At 62.5% G+C, this 16,316-nt stretch carries 16 protein-coding genes and 1 tRNA gene; 7 read left to right on the forward strand and 10 right to left on the reverse strand.

Annotated elements, in window-relative coordinates; all coding sequences use genetic code 11:
- Position 1: 1 nt before the first annotated feature.
- From IEX32_RS07530 to IEX32_RS07545, 4 genes are all read right to left on the reverse strand, one after another.
- Positions 2-1,042, reverse strand: coding sequence for a hypothetical protein (locus IEX32_RS07530; protein WP_188770065.1), 1,041 nt, complete (start codon positions 1,040-1,042; stop codon positions 2-4).
- Between the two features lie 279 nt (positions 1,043-1,321).
- Positions 1,322-1,861 (reverse strand): GNAT family N-acetyltransferase, encoded by a 540-nt coding sequence (locus tag IEX32_RS07535; protein ID WP_188770067.1) that lies wholly within the window; start codon positions 1,859-1,861, stop codon positions 1,322-1,324.
- A gap of 1 nt (position 1,862) precedes the next feature.
- Positions 1,863-3,041, reverse strand: a complete 1,179-nt coding sequence (locus IEX32_RS07540) for an amino acid aminotransferase (protein WP_188770069.1) — start codon at positions 3,039-3,041, stop codon at positions 1,863-1,865.
- A 196-nt stretch (positions 3,042-3,237) separates the two neighbouring features.
- Positions 3,238-4,083: a DUF1134 domain-containing protein gene (locus IEX32_RS07545; RefSeq protein WP_188770070.1), complete on the reverse strand. Its 846-nt coding sequence runs from the start codon at positions 4,081-4,083 to the stop codon at positions 3,238-3,240.
- Between the two features lie 247 nt (positions 4,084-4,330).
- Here IEX32_RS07545 and IEX32_RS07550 point away from each other — a divergent pair.
- Positions 4,331-4,423: transfer RNA gene (locus tag IEX32_RS07550), tRNA-Ser, on the forward strand.
- 358 nt (positions 4,424-4,781) lie between these two features.
- Here IEX32_RS07550 and IEX32_RS07555 read toward each other — a convergent pair.
- The 4 genes from IEX32_RS07555 to IEX32_RS07570 form a co-directional block, all read right to left on the reverse strand.
- The gene (locus IEX32_RS07555) at positions 4,782-5,687 is read right to left on the reverse strand and encodes a hypothetical protein (RefSeq protein ID WP_188770072.1); all 906 of its coding nucleotides are present in this window, start codon (positions 5,685-5,687) and stop codon (positions 4,782-4,784) included.
- 370 nt (positions 5,688-6,057) lie between these two features.
- Complete coding sequence (locus IEX32_RS07560) at positions 6,058-6,264, reverse strand: hypothetical protein (protein WP_188770074.1); 207 nt, start codon at positions 6,262-6,264, stop codon at positions 6,058-6,060.
- Positions 6,265-6,371: 107 nt separating this feature from the next.
- On the reverse strand, positions 6,372-7,133 hold the full coding sequence (locus IEX32_RS07565; RefSeq protein WP_188770076.1) for an SDR family NAD(P)-dependent oxidoreductase: 762 nt from the start codon (positions 7,131-7,133) through the stop codon (positions 6,372-6,374).
- Positions 7,130-7,933: an SDR family NAD(P)-dependent oxidoreductase gene (locus tag IEX32_RS07570; protein ID WP_188770078.1), complete on the reverse strand. Its 804-nt coding sequence runs from the start codon at positions 7,931-7,933 to the stop codon at positions 7,130-7,132. The genes IEX32_RS07565 and IEX32_RS07570 overlap by 4 nt, the downstream gene beginning before the upstream one ends.
- 212 nt (positions 7,934-8,145) lie before the next feature.
- Between IEX32_RS07570 and IEX32_RS07575 the strand changes: the two genes are divergently transcribed.
- The 3 genes from IEX32_RS07575 to IEX32_RS07585 are packed head-to-tail and all read left to right on the forward strand — an operon-like array spanning position 8,146 to position 11,103.
- Complete coding sequence (locus IEX32_RS07575; RefSeq protein WP_188770080.1) at positions 8,146-9,363, forward strand: LLM class flavin-dependent oxidoreductase; 1,218 nt, start codon at positions 8,146-8,148, stop codon at positions 9,361-9,363.
- 13 nt (positions 9,364-9,376) lie between these two features.
- Positions 9,377-10,204 carry an SDR family NAD(P)-dependent oxidoreductase gene (locus IEX32_RS07580; protein WP_188770082.1) on the forward strand — a complete coding sequence of 276 codons (828 nt, stop codon included), beginning with the start codon at positions 9,377-9,379 and terminating at the stop codon, positions 10,202-10,204.
- Between the two features lie 8 nt (positions 10,205-10,212).
- Complete coding sequence (locus tag IEX32_RS07585; protein WP_188770084.1) at positions 10,213-11,103, forward strand: alpha/beta hydrolase; 891 nt, start codon at positions 10,213-10,215, stop codon at positions 11,101-11,103.
- Here IEX32_RS07585 and IEX32_RS07590 read toward each other — a convergent pair.
- Positions 11,054-11,848, reverse strand: a complete 795-nt coding sequence (locus IEX32_RS07590) for a helix-turn-helix domain-containing protein (protein WP_188770086.1) — start codon at positions 11,846-11,848, stop codon at positions 11,054-11,056. The genes IEX32_RS07585 and IEX32_RS07590 overlap by 50 nt on opposite strands.
- Before the next feature lie 404 nt (positions 11,849-12,252).
- Here IEX32_RS07590 and IEX32_RS07595 point away from each other — a divergent pair, with 404 nt between their 5' ends.
- The gene (locus tag IEX32_RS07595; RefSeq protein ID WP_188770088.1) at positions 12,253-13,413 is read left to right on the forward strand and encodes an IS110 family RNA-guided transposase; all 1,161 of its coding nucleotides are present in this window, start codon (positions 12,253-12,255) and stop codon (positions 13,411-13,413) included.
- A gap of 507 nt (positions 13,414-13,920) precedes the next feature.
- Here the strand turns inward: IEX32_RS07595 and IEX32_RS07600 are convergent.
- The gene (locus tag IEX32_RS07600) at positions 13,921-15,387 is read right to left on the reverse strand and encodes an MFS transporter (protein WP_229736236.1); all 1,467 of its coding nucleotides are present in this window, start codon (positions 15,385-15,387) and stop codon (positions 13,921-13,923) included.
- 75 nt (positions 15,388-15,462) lie between these two features.
- Here IEX32_RS07600 and IEX32_RS07605 point away from each other — a divergent pair, with 75 nt between their 5' ends.
- Both IEX32_RS07605 and IEX32_RS07610 read left to right on the forward strand, forming a co-directional pair.
- Positions 15,463-15,828 carry an ArsR/SmtB family transcription factor gene (locus IEX32_RS07605; RefSeq protein ID WP_188770090.1) on the forward strand — a complete coding sequence of 122 codons (366 nt, stop codon included), beginning with the start codon at positions 15,463-15,465 and terminating at the stop codon, positions 15,826-15,828.
- Positions 15,825-16,316, forward strand: a 492-nt coding sequence (locus tag IEX32_RS07610; protein ID WP_188770093.1) for an MBL fold metallo-hydrolase, incomplete at its 3' end; no start/stop codon positions are given. The genes IEX32_RS07605 and IEX32_RS07610, both read left to right, overlap by 4 nt.

Below are 16,316 nucleotides of genomic sequence, written 5' to 3' on the forward strand. Positions count from 1 at the left end.
GTCAGCGCGTAACGCGGCGGAGGATCTTGACCGACGATCCCTTGAAGGAGTTCTCGTCCATCAGCTTCTGGTCCCTGGCCGCGACCAGCGTGCCGATCGTGAGGTTGAAGATGCCCTTTTCCGCCCTCAGGAGCGGCTTGGCAGGGTTCCCGTCGAGGATCAGCGTCTCGATGTACATGGAGCGGCTTCGGGAAGGCGTACCCGCCCCGAGGATGGCGGCCACCCGGTTGGTTCCCATCGCGATCAGGCCGTGCTTCTGGTCGGACCATGCCTTGATGCCTTCCCGGCAGCCGGACAGATAGACGTTGTCGACCGAGACATCGCCCTTGATATCGAGGCAGGCGTCGCTCGCGTTTGTTACGCGTCCGTTGGCGATCGTCCCCGAGTAACCCCTTTCGGTCGAGATCCCGTCGGCATTGGGATAGCGATCGCCGGGTTCAGTGACGAGATTGCTGAAATCGAAACGTTCGATCGAGAATGAGCCCGTGTCGTTCGCGTCTTTTCCGGCGAGGGCTATCCCTGCCCACGGCGAGGAGCCATTGGGTGCGGGTCTCTTCGGATCGCCGACATAAGTGAGGTCGCGGAAAACCGCGCCGTCCGCCCCGTTCCAGACCGTCACAATGCCGCCACCCGCGCTCGATGTCCGGCCCTGTACAACGCGGACGCGCTCCACGCGGAGTTTGGGAAGGTTGCTTCCCCGCATAATGATGCCGTGAGATCTGGCTTCGATGTCGGTCAGCCGCAGACCGGAGGCGCCGCCGCCGCGCACGAACAGCCAATTGTTTTCAAGGCGGAGCTGCTTCCAGCCGTTCGAGCTGGATCGGATTTTCCACGGCCCCATGCTCTTGTAAGAAATGGCTTTCGGAATGGACGGCAAGGCGATCGGTGGCATGTGAAAGCCGCGTTCCGGCCGGGGGTGTTTCACGCGCGTCTTGTCCGCTTCCGCCATCGCTACGCGGACTGTCGGCGCCTCAGCGCGGATTGGCAGGAACCATGCCGCCGCGAATCCCGCGACGATCAGGGTGGTGCGGCGCCGGATCATGGGGCCTGTAGCGCGATCGCGCGCGTCTCGGGCGTTTGACATCCGGGCGACGGGCATCGCCCGATCCCATCGAGCGCCTCCTCGAAGAACGCGAAGATCATGCTCCCCTCCAGTTACCGGAATGACGGCGGTCCGACGGGCATTATCCATTCCGGGCATACCAGTGGGAGCCCGGCTGAACGCAAGCGGCTATCTGCGTGCCGCGTCAGGCATCCGTTGAACCGAGGGCGGGGAGGGGTGTCGCCGCGAACCGCGGGAAAAGCGCGTGATGGCGTGTCGTCACGTCAGCGGGGTGATTGCGAAGGTGTCGCGCGTGATCTCATAGATCACATGCCGGACCATTACTCCGGTACGTTCGAACGTGCGGGTCCGGTCGGTCAGCACGCCGCCGATGTTTTCCATCGCTCGGCGCGAGATCAGGTTGTCCTCGCCAACCTGGAAGATCGCCCGCTCGAAATGGCGCAAGGCATGGACAAGCATCAGCCGCTTGAACTCGGCGTTGTAGCCCTTGCCCCAATACGCGCGGGCGAGGAACGACCAGCCGATCTCGATCTCGTCAGGGATTTCCGGTTCCAGCTCGGCGAACTGGCTCGACCCAATAATCCCGCCGGTCGCTCGGTCGATGATCGCCAGCGCCCCGCCGCGCGCCAGCGCTTCGTCGAAGAACCGGCGAAACACCGGCTCCTGCCAGCGATCCCGCGAGGGGTGCATCGCCCAGATTTCGGAGTCGCGGGCAACGGCGTGGAGAGCATCCCGGTCCCCGGGGCGCAAGGGACGCAGGCGAAGCCGGTCCCCTTCGAGGACCGGCTGCCGGTTCATGTCAGGCCGTCACGTCCGCGACGGCGGCGATGAACCTGTCGATGTTGCCGGTGGTCAGGCCGGCGACGTTGATGCGGCCCGAGCCGGCGAAATAGACGCCGTGCTTCTCGCGCATCGCCTGCACCTGTTCGGGAGTGAAGGGAATGATCGAGAACAGGCCGTTCTGGCCGCCGATGGGGGAGAGATCGACCCCGCCGGTTTTGCCGGCCTCGGCCAGCTTGGCGCGAACCTGGCGCATGCGCTCGCGCATCTGGTCGAGCTCGTCGAGCCACTGCGCGGTCAGCGCCTCGTCTTCCAGAATTAGGCGGACCGCCGCGCCGCCGTGATCCGGCGGCTGCGACCAGTTCGCGCGGGCGAGGGCGTGGCCGTTCGACATGATCTTCACAAGCTCGGCCTTGTCGGCGGCCATGCAGTAGAGCGCGCCGACACGGTCGCGGTAGAGCCCGAAGTTCTTGTCGCAGGAATAGCACACGATGGCCTCGGCCACGGCGGCGAGAACACGGCGCACGCCGTAGGCATCTTCCTCCATGCCGTTGCCCAGGCCCTGATAGGCCAGGTCGATGATCGGCAGGATGCCTTTCTCTGCGAGGAGTCCGGCGATTTCGTCCCACTCGTCGTTCGAATAGTCGATGCCGGTGGGGTTGTGGCAGCAGCCGTGGAGCAGAATCGCATCGCTTCCCTCTGCCGCCGCGACGGCGCCGCGCAGCGCGTTCATGTCGGGCGTGCCTTCGGCGGTGGCGTGGCTGAATTCCAGCACCTCGAGGCCGAGATCGGCGCAGATCTGGTTGTGGTTCGGCCAGCTGGGCTTGCCCACGATCAGGCGCTTGACGCCGGCGCGCTTGGCCATGGCGATCGCGAGGCGAAGCGAGCCGGTGCCGCCGGGCGTCTGCATGCCCTCAATGCGGCCATCCATGGTCGGGTTCGCCTTGCCGAAGATGTAGGGCATCAGCGCCTCGACGAAGGCCATGTCGCCCTCGGGGCCGAGGTAGGCCTTCGAATCCTGCGTCTCGACCAGCTTCTTCTCGGCCGCCTTGATCGCACCGAAGACCGGGGTCTCGCCCTGACCGGTGCGGTAGACGCCGACACCAAGGTCGATCTTGTCGGCGCGCGGGTCCGAATTGTGGAGCTTGATCAGCGCAAGAAGCGCGTCGGCGGGCTGTTGTTGAAGATTGCTAAGCATGGCGGGCGCGGCCTTACTCTTGCCGGCAGATGGAAGCAACAGGGGATCGCGCGAGAATTGAGCGGCCTGCGTACCTGCGGTGCCGGTGATGGAAAGCGCCGGTGCGGTGAAGGAGCGATCCTTCACCGCACCGGGACCAGCCCACTCCCCATTGGATGTCCCGCTCAGGGAAATCCAATGGGGAGCGGACCGATGCTTAAAACGGCAGCCAGCGCTGCTTGTGAGAGAACTTCATGTAGCCGACATTCGCCCCCAGGCGCAGTCCGGCCCCGGCGCGCACCGGGATCAGCACCACGTCGCCCCGGCGCAGGTAGCTGACGGTAAAGCCGCCGATGAGGTAGGCCTGTCCCTCGCCGGCGCCGAAGCGATGGTAGAGATCCTCGGTGTCATAGAGATTGTAGACGAGCACGAAGGCGTTGCCGGCATTGGCGCCCGCGTCAAAACCGATCGAGGGACCCGTCCAGTAGACAGGCTTTTGCCCTTCCACCTTGTGGTAGAGCGTACCCGACCCGTAGCGCAGGCCGATGGCGATCGCGCCTCCCGCCTCGCGCCCGACGATATAGCCGTTGGGCTCACCCTGCTTGGCGAGCAGATCCTTGATGACATCGGCAAGGCCTTTTGCCCCCTTGCCGAAGACGCCTTCGGCGGCGCCGATCAGGTCGTCCTCGTGGTAGGTCGCCGAGCCGTCGGCGGACGGCGCGGTGGTGCCGGCGGGCGGAGTGCCGATTTCTTCCGGGTTCCAGGTGGATACCCCGTTGTCGGGGGAGGGCGGCGTGCCGTTGGCGGTCGGTGCGGCGTCCGGGCTCTCCGGCGGAAGCTCGGCGGCAGGCGCGGTCGAAAACGTGGTCCCGTCGCTGTTCAGATCGCCATCGATCGCGGCATCGGGATCGACGGTCGTGACCTGCGCCATGGCCGGTGCGAGCGGCGAAACCAGGGCGAGCATGGCCGCCGCGAGCGCGATCAGCGATCGGGAAGCGCGCGCGCCGGTCTTTCGACTAGCCGTTCTCCGGCTCCTGACCAGTGTTGGCATGCAGACAGACATTCTTCCGATCCTTCCTCGCGATCCGATGCGAAAACCCCCTCGGAGCGCGCGATAAAATTATGATACGCGACAAGAATCCACCGCGCCTTACCCTGCAATGAATGGGCGATGGACCGAGTCCGTTTTGCGGCAGACCGAATCGGCAAGGCCGTGAATCGGCGCCGCTTTTCAAAAACGAGGGCAATGCGCAAATGCCCCTTGATGCCCCGAGACCCCGCCGCTATAGGGGCCGCCCTGAGCCGCATCCGGAGACGTGGGTGAGTGGCTGAAACCAACGGTTTGCTAAACCGTCGTACTGGTAAATCCGGTACCGAGGGTTCGAATCCCTCCGTCTCCGCCAATTCCCTTACTAAACGGTTGTTTTTACGCCGAATTTTGTAAGGGAAGACTTGGCATCCCACATGAAATCGGCGGTTGAGACCGCCTAACGGTTCGTCTCATTTTCCGCATGTGCGGGAGCGGTTCGTCTCCTGGCGAAATACGCCGATCGACCAAATGGCGCGGCGATGTGACGCCGCCCTACATTGTGCGATCTTCTATATCGTCCAATGCGCGGAAGCCTTGACGAAATCCGACGTGCCAGCGCCAGCCGAAGCGCTCGACAACCTGATTTCGGAATGGTGGGACTTTGTACGACGGACGGGTTTGTTCGATAATCCCACAAACCCGCCAGCTGGCTGGGGCTTGACTGGGGCGCTTCAGAAACTCCAGACAATCCCGACGCGTCCCGTCAACTCGCTGTTCCCAAGCCCGTTGGCGACGCGGTCGTTGAGGAACCAGACGTCGACCCCGCCATCGACGGACAAAGCCGGGATGCGGTCTGCAAAGGGCTGTCCCGCAATCGTGATCCCGGTGCGAAAGAAGCCGACGGTTTCATGCCCGCCGCGCACGTCGTCGTAATATTCATCGGAGATGCCGAGGACGAGCGGGACTGAGACTCGCACCGGTCTTTCCGGATCGCCGAGGTTAAAGGAGGGCGAAAGAGACGGTTGAGTGTACAGAGCGTCCGGCCTTCCGGGACGGCCGGCTTCCTGGACCATGCGTAATGAGGGCGAGAGGGAAAAGGCATCGAGCGGGATGGCGCCAGCCCAAATCCCGGTATCATCGAACCCGACAATGAGTTCAAGATCGTTGTAGCCTTCAAAAGCTTCGCTCAGCGATTCATAGCGATAATACGTCGCCGAAACGGTCCAGCGCTGACCCAGTTCCAGCCTCGCTCCGGCGTAGAGGTCGTTTTCATAGAAGCGGGTCAACTGACCGGTCTCGGTCGGCTCTACCGGGCCGAGCTTGATGCTGTTCCAGTTGCCGACGAATACTTGGACCCTGGTCACCGCCCCGCCCGTCAGTTCGGGCACATCCACCGTCACCGTGACGTAAGCCTGAAGGCTCGGCTCCTCGGAAAAGCTTATGCCTCTCGAAATGTACGTGCTGACGACCGCTGCGCCGACAGCGGTCGTGATCCGGTCCTTCCTTGCCTCGCCTTCCTCGATCGAGGGATCTGACGACGGGCGATCCGCGCTTTCAGGCATCTGCGTGTCCTGGGCCACGACTGAGGCAGCGGTAGTCCCGAAAGCGATGACGATGCCCGGAATGAAGCGTCTCACATTCTTGCCCCCCGGATTTCACGATACCTCGATGAAACCGGGCCAGGCGCAAATCGTTCCCCTGGGCAACTGGCGGGGTGACGTCACAGCAGAGATAGACAAGGCCGATCTGGAAACAACGCGCGCTGCCTCCCGGCATGGTGGCGACGTCCGCTCCCCCGAACAAGGACGAACAGAACGTAATCGCAGCAGCGACAGTCACTTAAGCATTTTTGATTGCTGGGATTTCGGCGACACCGACGAGGTCAACAAAATCCTCATCACGCTGGCGCGACCCGGTCGATCACCAGCGCTTCGAACATGCGAAAAGTCGAGCGGAAAACTGCGGATTGCCGGGTCCGAGATCTATGCCGTCAAACTGAACGCCGCATCATTCCCTCGGCTTCAATGTTACCCAGATATCGACCGGCGCCAAAAATTTACCCGGCGCGGGCTTTCCCACGTCAATCCTCTCCGCAGTGACCAACTCACCCGTCTCAAGGTTAAAGCTGATCCAGGGTTTGGGCATGCGGCCAAACTTCATCTTCTGGATAGGCAGACCAGTTGCCGTGTTCATAATCGTGGCGATGATGCTCATTCGTTGGCTGCTAGCGAGCGCGCGTCCGATGTGTCCAGTTCGTGTGGGAAGCTATCTACAGTCCACACAAACTCAATCTCTCACATGCGGAGCCGACAGACGTCGAGTCACCCCTCCATGGGATCGCGAAAGGGTCCGGCGAGATGACCTCCGTCGACCAGCAGTTGTGATCCCGTGCAATAGGAACTTTCGTCGCAGGCGAAGAACAGTGCGGCATTGGCGATTTCTTCGGCGCGGGCCATTCGCTTGATCGGTTGGCGGGCGATCGCCTTTTGAAGTCGCGCCATGGCTGCGGGGGCCATGGCGCGGTCACGGGTGGTCTCGACGATGCCGGGATGGATGCTGTTCACGCGGATGTTGCGATCACCGAGTTCGAGCGCAAGTGCCCTCGTCATACCGGTGACGGCGAACTTGGTCGAAACATAGGTGCTGAGATGCGCCACTCCGGCCAACCCGTCGATCGACGAGATGTTGACGATCGAACCGCCGCCGCGCGCTGCCATTGCAGGAACCGCCGCGCGAATGCCCAGCCATACTCCATGGAGGTTGAGATCGACGATGGCGCGATGCTGGTCGACGTCCTGGTGTTCAATCGGGCCGCCGCAGCCGGCACCCGCGTTGTTGACCAGCACGTCGAGCCCGCCGGTTTCGGCGAGGGCAGCGGCCCACGATACGGGGTCGGTAACGTCGAGTTCGACGTAGCTGGCGCCGATGCCTCGCGCAACGTCCCGGCCCCTTTCGGTCTGCACGTCACCGATGATGATAGTCGCCTCGTGCTGGGCGAACTTGCGCGCGATGGCCTCGCCGATCCCCTGCGCCGCGCCAGTGATCAGCGCAACCTTGCCATTCAATCTGCCTGCTTCGCTCATGGCATGCTCACTCCGCCGTTGGGTCTCAGTATCTGTCCCGTCACGAACCGGCTGGCATCCGAGGCCAGGTACAGCACCGCGAGCGCGATATCGCGCGGCGTGCCGACGATCCCCAGGGGTGACGCGCCGGCGCGCAGACGCATGCCTTCTTCGCGCTTGTCGGAGTCGATCGCGCCGGTTTCGTCGCGGAAGCCATGCGTGCCCATCGCGGTCTCGACCCAGCCCGGAGCGACCGTATTGGCGCGAATGCCGTAGGCGCCGAACTCTTTTGCGACGGTGCGGGTCAGCATGTTCACCGCCGCCTTGGTCATAGAGTAGAGCGAAAGGCCCGGCACCGGGTTGTCGGCACCGCTCGACGAGAAGTTTATGATCGACCCGCTGCGGTTGGGGCACATCACCCTTCCGGCCGCTGCGCAGCCCCAATAGACGCCCTTGAGATTGATGGCGAGCATCCGGTCGACCTCTTCGTCGATCGCCTCGATCACCGGACGGTTGACCAGAATTCCGGCCACGTTGACCCAGATATCAACCCGGCCCGAGAGCGCAGCCGCCTTGTCTGCTACCATTTCCACCGCGCCGCGATCGGCCACGTCCGCCGGGCAGACGATCGCCTTGGCGCCCACTCGCTGGACCTGCGCCGCGGTTTCCCCGAGCCCCGCTTCGTTCACGTCGCACAGCACCGGAGTGGCGCCCGCCTCCGCCAGGACCACGGCCGTTTCGCGTCCAAGCCCGGAGGCTGCCCCGGTGACCACCGCTATGCGCCCATCGAGGGTGAAAGCCTGGGCGAGATTTTCCTGCAACGATCCTCTCCCGTCATCTCTCCAAACGGGGTGTAGCTGCGGGCCGGAAGCAGGAGGGGTCAAGCGACCGGGACGGAAAGGCGCGAAATTCGTATATACGCGGATGGTTTCGCGTAATTACGAATTTGAGTCGTAAAACACGCTATTTGTTGAGGGTAACCGGCGCCCACACCTATTTCTCATCCTCGAAATCGCAGCGAGAGGAGAAAGACATGGAACTTGGCCTGCTATACGAATTCGACGTTCCGCAACCTTGGGCTGGCGAACACCCCTGGGGTCAGCGAATGGCCGAGCGCAAAGCTTATCGCGACAATATCGAGCAGATCGTGCTGGCGGATACGCTCGGCTTCGACACGGTATGGCTGGTTGAGCATCACTTTCGCGAGAACCGCAGCCACATGCCGTGCAACGAGGTTGTCCTCGGAGCGCTGTCGCAGAGCACCCGCAACATTAACCTGGGTTTCGGCGTCGCGCTGATGCCGCACGAGTTCATTCATCCCGCACGCATCGCGGAGAAGGTCGCGACAGTCGATCTTCTCTCGGGCGGCCGCGCAGTCTGGGGCATGGGCCGTTCGACGCCCATGGAACAGATCGCCTTCGGAGTCGATATCCCGGCCAGCAAGGAGAAGATGAAGGCTGCCGCAAGAACCGTCGTCGGCATGTGGGAAGAACAGTATTACGAGGAGCACTCGGAATACCTCGATTTTCCCGCACGGATGGTCACGCCCAAGCCCTACCAGTATCCGCACCCGCCGGCCTGGATGGCCGCATCGACCGAATCCTCGGCACGCATGGCCGGCGAGAACGCCTGTGGCCTGCTGTGCTTCTCGATCATGCAGCCGCTCGACAAGCTCAAGCTGGTGATCGACGCCTACCGTGAGGCGCAAAAATCGGCGGTACCATTGACCAGCGTTCACACCAACAAGGTCGGGGTCTACACGCTTGTCCACTGTGCCGAAAGCCGCGATGACTTCGAAACGAACCGCCTGTGGGAGTCGATGTGGTGGTGGTACAAGGGCCTCGCAGAATTCCACCTCAGATGGGAAATGGGGCACCTGACCGAAGAGCAGAAGGCGGCTGCTTTTCCGCTACTGGAGTCGCGGGCGCGCGGCGAATTCGACATCGAGGAATTCGACCGCGAGGACATGGTCATCGTCGGCACGCCGGACGAAGTGCTGGAAAAGCTGCTGCGTTACGAAGCCGCGGGCGTCGATCAGCTCCTCTGCTATCTGAACTTCGGATATCTGCCGCACGAGGCGATCATGAAGTCGATCGAGCTGCTGGGCACGCGGGTCATTCCCGAACTCAAGCGGCGCGGATCGGGTCAACTCGCGGCAGGCCTCGAGCAAAAGATCCAGGAAGCGGTCCGCAAGTCGGTCGCCGAGACGCTCTGGTCGGAAGACGTCAAGCTCGAGCTTTATCCAGACTGAGGGAGGCAGAACGATGGACAGTTTGTTCGGCCTGAGCGGCAAGCGGATACTTGTGATCGGCGGAGGGCAGGGAATGGGCGAAGCCACTGCCACGCTCCTCGCGAAGCTGGGATGCGGCATCGCCGTACTGGATCTCGAATGCGAGCGCGCGGAGAAGGTTGCCCAAAAGCTCCGCGCCACCGGTGGCGCCGCCTATTCGATCGCGGCGGACGTCACCGACGAGATGGCGACCGAACGCGCCATCGATCGGGCCGAGCGCGAGTTCGGCCCACTCGATGGTATGGTCAGCGTCGTCGGCATGGCGGGATGGGGTACGCTGCTAGAACTGAGCGCCGAGACCTGGGACGGCGATCATCGGCGCAACCTGCGATACTTCTTCTTCGCCGCACGCGAGATCGCCCGCCGGCTCATCGAACGCAAGACGCAGGGAACGATCGTCGCGGTCGCTTCCGTCGATGGCCTACGTTCCGCCCCCAATCATGCCGCCTATGGTGCCGCCAAGGCCGGGTTGATCAATCTGGTCAAGACCATGGCGACCGAATGGGCCGAGGCCGGCATACGCGTGAATTGCATTGCCCCGGGCGGCATCGTGACCCCGCGCATACCGCTGGGGTCGCGCGCGCGCGAACGTGAGGGCATGGCGCGCGTGCCGATGAAGCGCCGGGGTGAGGTCGATGACATTGCCAAGGCGGCAGCCTTTTTCCTTTCGGATTTGTCGCCCTACGTTACCGGCCAGACGCTCGCGGTCGATGGCGGATATACCGCCGCAGGCGGGTTCAGCGACAAGTCCGCCGCGCCCGCCCAGGGCACGATCGGTCTCGCGCCACCTCCCGCGGCATGAAAATACCGATGAGGATACCGGCTGAGCGTGGCGGGCGGGCGCCGCCGCCCGACCTGGCCGGACGCCGTCGGGCCATCGCGGGCGCCGTGGCCGCAGGCACCTGGCGCGCCGAACCGCCGCCGCGCGAGACGGCCATTCGCGGCGTGCGCAGCCTGGTGTTCGGACATGCCCGGGACGTGAATGGTGCGGGGACGGTCGTCCATTTTCACGGCGGCGGGTTTCGCCTGGGCTGCCCGGAAATGGAGGAACCTTTCGCGGCCATGCTGGCGAGCCGGTGCGACGTCGAGGTAATTCTGCCTGCCTACCGGCTCGCTCCGGAGCATCCGTTTCCGGCCGCGCTCAATGATGGCATGGCCCTGATCCGCGCCCGCGCTGGCGATGGCGACGAGCCGCTGATTCTATCGGGTGATTCGGCCGGCGGAGGCCTCGCCGCCAGCCTTGCCGCCCTGTGCGGGGCCGAAGGATTGCCGCTTGCTGGTCTCGTGTTGTTTTCACCGTGGCTCGATCTCACCGTTTCGAGCGGCTGCTACGCGACGAATGCGGCAAGCGATCCGCTGTTTTCGCGCCAATCTGCGAGCGAGGCGGCGGACCAATATCTGCAGGGCCATCCTAAGAACGACCCGCTCGCATCGCCCTTGTTCGCGGAGCTTGCCCGTTTTCCGCCGACTTTCATCAGCGTTGGCACCGGAGAAGTGCTCGCCGACGATTCGCGTCGCTTTTACGAAGCACTGAGGAGATCGGGAGGTGATGCACAACTTTACGGCATAGATGGTATGGAACACACTGCCGCAGTCCGCGATCCGACCTTGCGGGGCGTTGCGCAGACTCTCGATGCGGTGATCCAATTCATCAGTCGTCGGTTGACGGGCCGATCCATCGCTCGATTGCAGCGACCATGATGCCGCCGAGTTCCATCAATCGCGACCGCACCTCCTCGACAGGACCGGCCAAACCAAGCACGACCGGGATGTCAGCGCCTTGCATCGGCAGCGGCATGGCGATTGACCAATAGGCCGAGCCTTCCAACGCGCCGTACGCATACCCCCGGACGCGAATACCCGCGACTTCGTCGACTATGGCCTGGACCTTCGATCCGGGAATTCGTGCCCGCGTGACCAATCGGCGCAATTCCTGCTCCTCAAGCGTCGTGAGATAGGCACTCCCGACGGCGGAGCCGAACACGGAGACCTGCAGGCCGCGCTCCGCTTCTCGCCCCTGCGGTGTCGCTATATCCAGAAGTTGCATGTAAAGATCGTTGGGCGTGGAGACCGTCGCGACCATGCCGGTGCGCTTCTGAACGTCACCAACAAGCTCCGAAAGGCGTCCGCTCGTGCCATATGTTTCGTCGATCCAGGCCGCGAAGGCGGCAAGCCGCGGCGAAGGCAGATAGGTCTTGTTCCGGGCAGTGAAGACAAGATGCGCTGAATCGACCATAGTCTTCAGCAGTTGATTGGCCGTGGAGGAATGAATTTCGAGAGCTCGTGCGATTTCCACGGCTTTTAGGGGGCGGCGCATTGTGCCGAACAACTCGAGGACATCGAGCGCGCGCGTTGCCGAGCGCGACATGCTGCGCCGGTCGCCCGGCCGCCTCACGCGTACGGACATATCCTGCCCACGTACCGGTGTTGATTTGATCAGGGTCATCGAACGTCGTTCTTCCGGGTAATCCGATTTCCCCCAACGGCGAACCTCAATTGACCGCTCCATGGCCTTGTCTGACCGTCATTGGCCCGTTCACGATTGGGGACCGCGCGCTTGGCTAAGGTTTTAAGTATGCCGCCGCGTCAGAACAAACGGAAGCCTTTGGGTGGCGAATTCTGGACCTTGGATAGCGGCCATCGCGAAGGCTGCCGGGCAGGACGGACCGGCGTTGCGCATCCTATGTGTCAACCGGCGTGCAAAACTGACCCCCAATCACCCCGCTAAGGGGGTCAATTTTGCACGCCGCTCCACAGCCAGCGGCAACCCAAACACCGCACAAACAGATCCCATGATTATCGGCGCAGGCGGGTTAGGCTGTGCCACCTCAAGTAGTGGGAGTCCTGATCATGCCGGAGTCATCAAATAGCGCCGAATCTGTCCAATACGATACCACGCTCGTTCTGGCGATTGAGCTCAGCAGCAAGTCCTGGGTTCTGGCAGCACAGGTGCCTGGTCTGCCGAAGACCAAGGCCAAGCGGACCATCGAGCCGGACAAGCTGGCTCTTCAGTCTGCGATCGACAGCTATCGGGTTCGTGCTGCCGCCGCCGGCCATTCAGTCGATCGGGTGGTTGCCACCTATGAAGCTGGCTGGTCCGGGTTCTGGCTCGCGAGATGGCTGATTGCGAAGGGAATCGAAGTCCATGTCGTTCAACCCTCGAGCGTTCCCGTAGATCGGCGCATGCGCCGCGCAAAGTCCGACGGGATCGACGCCGAATTACTCCTGCGCACGCTGTTGGCGTGGCTTCGCGGTGAACCGCGTGTCTGCTCTATGGTGCCGATACCAGACGAAGCCGATGAGGATGCGCGGCGATGCGTCCGCGAACGAACTGAACTCGTCTCCGAACGCGTCGGGCTGGTCAACCGGATCGGCGCTGTCCTCGCGACGCTCGGCATCGAGGGCTACAACCCGCTCCTCAAAAATCGACGGCGGCGCCTGGCCGACCTTCGAACCGGTCTTGATGGACCGATCCTACCTCACGCCCTGGCCAAGATCGAACGTCTGCTGAGCCGACTGGAGCTTGTGCTCGATCAGATCGCCGCGCTGGAAAAAGACCGCGATGCAGTTGCCGAAATGCCCGCTTCGGATGATGCCAGTCGGATGATTCAGCAACTCTGCAGCCTGCGCGGTATCGGGGTGCAGAGTGCCACGATACTGGTCCGCGGAGCCTTCGTTCGTCACTTCGCTAATGGCAAAGCGCTCGGATCATATGCAGGTCTAACCGCTACACCGTACAACAGCGGCGCAGTGGAACGTGAGCAAGGGATCGGGAAGGCAGGGAACCGCCGGCTCCGAACGGCGATGGTCGAACTCGCCTGGCTCTGGCAACGTTACCAGCCCGGCAGCATTCAGGTCGCCTGGTTCCGGGAACGAGCGGGCTCGACCGGTCGCCGGGTCCGCAAGGTGATGGTCGTCGCCCTCGCTCGCAAATTGCTGATCGCTCTTTGGCGGTTCGCTGTGGACGGCGTCGTACCCGAGGGCGCGACCATGAAGCCTGCTGCAGCATAAATTATCGAGATCGGGCAGTACTGCGACGGCAATACAGCCCGGTGACCGAGGGAACGTCGCCGTTGTCCGGCATGGTACATCGCTGCCGTCTTCACAGAGTGGTGCCGTTCCTTTGGAGCTCTCCCGTCCCGAATGCGGGACCGTGGTTGGGAATATCATCCCGCCGGATGTGAGGTTAGCAGGCAGGCCCTGTAGGAAGAGAGCTCACCTCGGATCACAAATGCGAAAACCGTTGACGGGAGAAACATCATGTGAGGCCGGACATATGAAAGCAACCGATCAAAACACACACCGACACAAAGCCCTTGCCAAGGGGGCGTCCACATATGAATCACAAATCAAAGCCGATGGGAATCTGGAGGGTTCTGTGAGGTCGCGCGACGCTCTTAATGTACGGATGTGGGCTGTTTGCCGATAGTCTGCTTACGGCGGGCGGCGTGACGAAGCCGACGCTACTGCCGTTATTGCTGCGGCACTTTCACGTATTTGTGGTTGGAATGTCTCGATTTATGCCTGCGGCAGCGCCGGATTGAAGCGCGGGTGGGTCTCTTCGCTAAACCAGTATAGGAGCGTGCCTGAAAGGAACATCGACAAGCTGACGAACCAGAAGGCGGCCTCGATCCCGCCACTCACGCTCGCCGTCACTCCAAGGCCGAGCGCCCCGATTCCATAGCCGAGATCTCGCCAAAACCGGTAGATACCGATGGCGGAGCCTCGCCACTCAGGCGGTGTGATGTCAGCAACGGCAGCGGAAAGGTTTGGATAGAGCAGCCCCATGCCCAGCCCCGCCACGCTGGCGGAGAGTGACCACCAGAGAAGCCCTTCGCCGCACAGCACCATCGCCACGCCTGCGCCGCAGATCCACATACCGGTCACGCAAGGCCAGAAGCGGCCGATTTGGTCGGACAGGCGTCCCGTGAATAGCTGCGAACCGCCCCAAACAAAACCATAAGCTCCGACCACCCAGCCGACTTCCGGCAGAGTTGCAGCTTTGGACACGAGAAACACAGGAAGAATCACCCAGACGAGCGCATCGACGAACTTCTCTACAAGTCCAGCTTGGCTGATGGCAGCCAGTCTACGGTCGCGCCAGCTCATCACGGCAAACACCTCGCCGCTCGAAGGGTGCTCGGACACGCCCGTCGGGTAGCGCCCGGAATACCCGGGAGCAGCCGTCTTGCGGGCAGCCGCCTCCGCCTGGGCCCAAGGTAGCGTGTCCTTCACCCACAGAATTGTGAGCGCCAGGGCCACGACGACAGCGGCAAGGCCGAACACGAGCAGACCGAGCCGCGGCCCCATTGTTTCCGCGATATATCCAGTGACAATACCAGCGAGAGCAACACCGAAATAGCCTGAAAACTCGTTGAGGCCGACCGTCAAACCGCGCTGGTCGCCTCGGGTGATGTCGAGCTTCGCCGTCTGCGTCATTGACCAGCAAAGGCCCTGATTTATTCCGAGCAGGACGGTCGCGGCGATGATCCAGTTCCAGGTCGGGGCGTACCAGATCATGAACGGGATCGGCAGAGCTACCATCCATCCCCAAAACAGGACGCGCTTTCGCCCGACTCTTTCCGACATGCGGCCCGCAAGGAAGTTCATCGCGGCCTTGACCACGCCGAACGCCACTACGAACGCGGTGAGGAGCAGGAACGAGCCGCGCCTAACGCCAAATTCGGTTTCGGCCATCGCCGGAACAACCGTCCTCATCATGCCCAGTGCGAAGCCGACAAGCAAAACCTGGATCAGCTGATGAGCAAACTGTGTGACGTTTTCCTGAATGCCGTGCTTTAGCTTGGAAGGCTCCATGGAATGAACGTCCGTAATTTTTGCCGCCTCGACAATAGAAAAAGCTTCAGCGGTCTGCCCGATGAGAGGCGGGTTAATCTGCTCTGTCTGGGGGTCAATGTAGGCGATGTGACCGTGCGCTCGGTCTAACCGGGGCCAATGCCTGAAGGGCCGCCGCGGAACGGACATGGATGGCGATTCTCGGCAGAAGTCCCGCCAGAGGACTTGAAAGAAGTTTAGATCATTCTACATTAGCTACGACTAATGGAAATCATCGTGAAAACATCCCCCTCGGCCCTATTCCAGGAACAAGCAGCGCAAGCCGCTTCACTGCTACGCAGCCTTTCGAACGAGAGCCGCCTGCTCGTGCTGTGCCATCTGGTGGAGAGCGAAGAGCTGCCGGTGGGCCGGCTGGTCGAGCGGATCGGGCTCAGTCAGTCGGCGCTTTCCCAGCATCTCGCAAAGCTCCGCGAGGAAGGACTCGTGGCGACGCGCAAGGACGCCCAGACCGTATATTACCGGATATACGACCCGCGCGCCCGACAGATACTCGCACTGCTTCACGACATTTTCTGCCCGGATCTGAGTCGAGGACCCGTCAAAGCCAAACCAATCGGAGACGACCAATGACCGACGACAACGTGATCGAACAGGCGGTGACTCAAGTCCGGCGCGTGCTGGCCAATGAACTGCGCGCGCCGCAGGTGAAAGCGTTCTTCCACGAGCCGACCTTCACTGCGAGCTATGTGGTCAGCGATCCCATGACGAAGCGGGCAGCGATCGTGGACAGCGTGTGGGACTTCGATCAGCCCTCGGGTCGGACCAGCTTCGAGTCCGCCGATGAGATCATCGCCTACGTTCAGGCGCAGGGCTTCACGGTTGACTGGATCCTGGAGACCCACGCCCATGCCGATCACCTGTCGGCCGCTCCCTACCTCCAGGAAAAACTCGGCGGCAAGCTCGTCATCGGCCGGGAGATCGTCACCGTCCAACGCGTGTTCGGGAAGATTTTCAACGAAGGTACCGAGTTCGCGCGCGACGGTTCGCAGTTCGACCGGCTCGTTGCGGACGGCGAACAGCTGATGGTGGGAGAGATCCCGCTCATCGCGCTGCATGTG

The organism is Novosphingobium endophyticum (assembly GCF_014640675.1).
In the GTDB taxonomy this organism is placed as follows: Bacteria; Pseudomonadota; Alphaproteobacteria; order Sphingomonadales; family Sphingomonadaceae; genus Novosphingobium; species Novosphingobium endophyticum.

Coding starts and splice junctions, on each gene's coding strand:
- IEX32_RS07590 (WP_188770086.1), bottom strand. CDS start 11,848: ATGACCCTGATCAAATCAACACCGGTACGTGGGCAGGATATGTCCGTA.
- IEX32_RS07545 (WP_188770070.1), bottom strand. CDS start 4,083: ATGTCTGTCTGCATGCCAACACTGGTCAGGAGCCGGAGAACGGCTAGT.
- IEX32_RS07530 (WP_188770065.1), bottom strand. CDS start 1,042: ATGATCCGGCGCCGCACCACCCTGATCGTCGCGGGATTCGCGGCGGCA.
- IEX32_RS07540 (WP_188770069.1), bottom strand. CDS start 3,041: ATGCTTAGCAATCTTCAACAACAGCCCGCCGACGCGCTTCTTGCGCTG.
- IEX32_RS07595 (WP_188770088.1), top strand. CDS start 12,253: ATGCCGGAGTCATCAAATAGCGCCGAATCTGTCCAATACGATACCACG.
- IEX32_RS07575 (WP_188770080.1), top strand. CDS start 8,146: ATGGAACTTGGCCTGCTATACGAATTCGACGTTCCGCAACCTTGGGCT.
- IEX32_RS07585 (WP_188770084.1), top strand. CDS start 10,213: ATGAGGATACCGGCTGAGCGTGGCGGGCGGGCGCCGCCGCCCGACCTG.
- IEX32_RS07600 (WP_229736236.1), bottom strand. CDS start 15,387: ATGTCCGTTCCGCGGCGGCCCTTCAGGCATTGGCCCCGGTTAGACCGA.
- IEX32_RS07560 (WP_188770074.1), bottom strand. CDS start 6,264: ATGAGCATCATCGCCACGATTATGAACACGGCAACTGGTCTGCCTATC.
- IEX32_RS07535 (WP_188770067.1), bottom strand. CDS start 1,861: ATGAACCGGCAGCCGGTCCTCGAAGGGGACCGGCTTCGCCTGCGTCCC.
- IEX32_RS07580 (WP_188770082.1), top strand. CDS start 9,377: ATGGACAGTTTGTTCGGCCTGAGCGGCAAGCGGATACTTGTGATCGGC.
- IEX32_RS07605 (WP_188770090.1), top strand. CDS start 15,463: ATGGAAATCATCGTGAAAACATCCCCCTCGGCCCTATTCCAGGAACAA.
- IEX32_RS07565 (WP_188770076.1), bottom strand. CDS start 7,133: ATGAGCGAAGCAGGCAGATTGAATGGCAAGGTTGCGCTGATCACTGGC.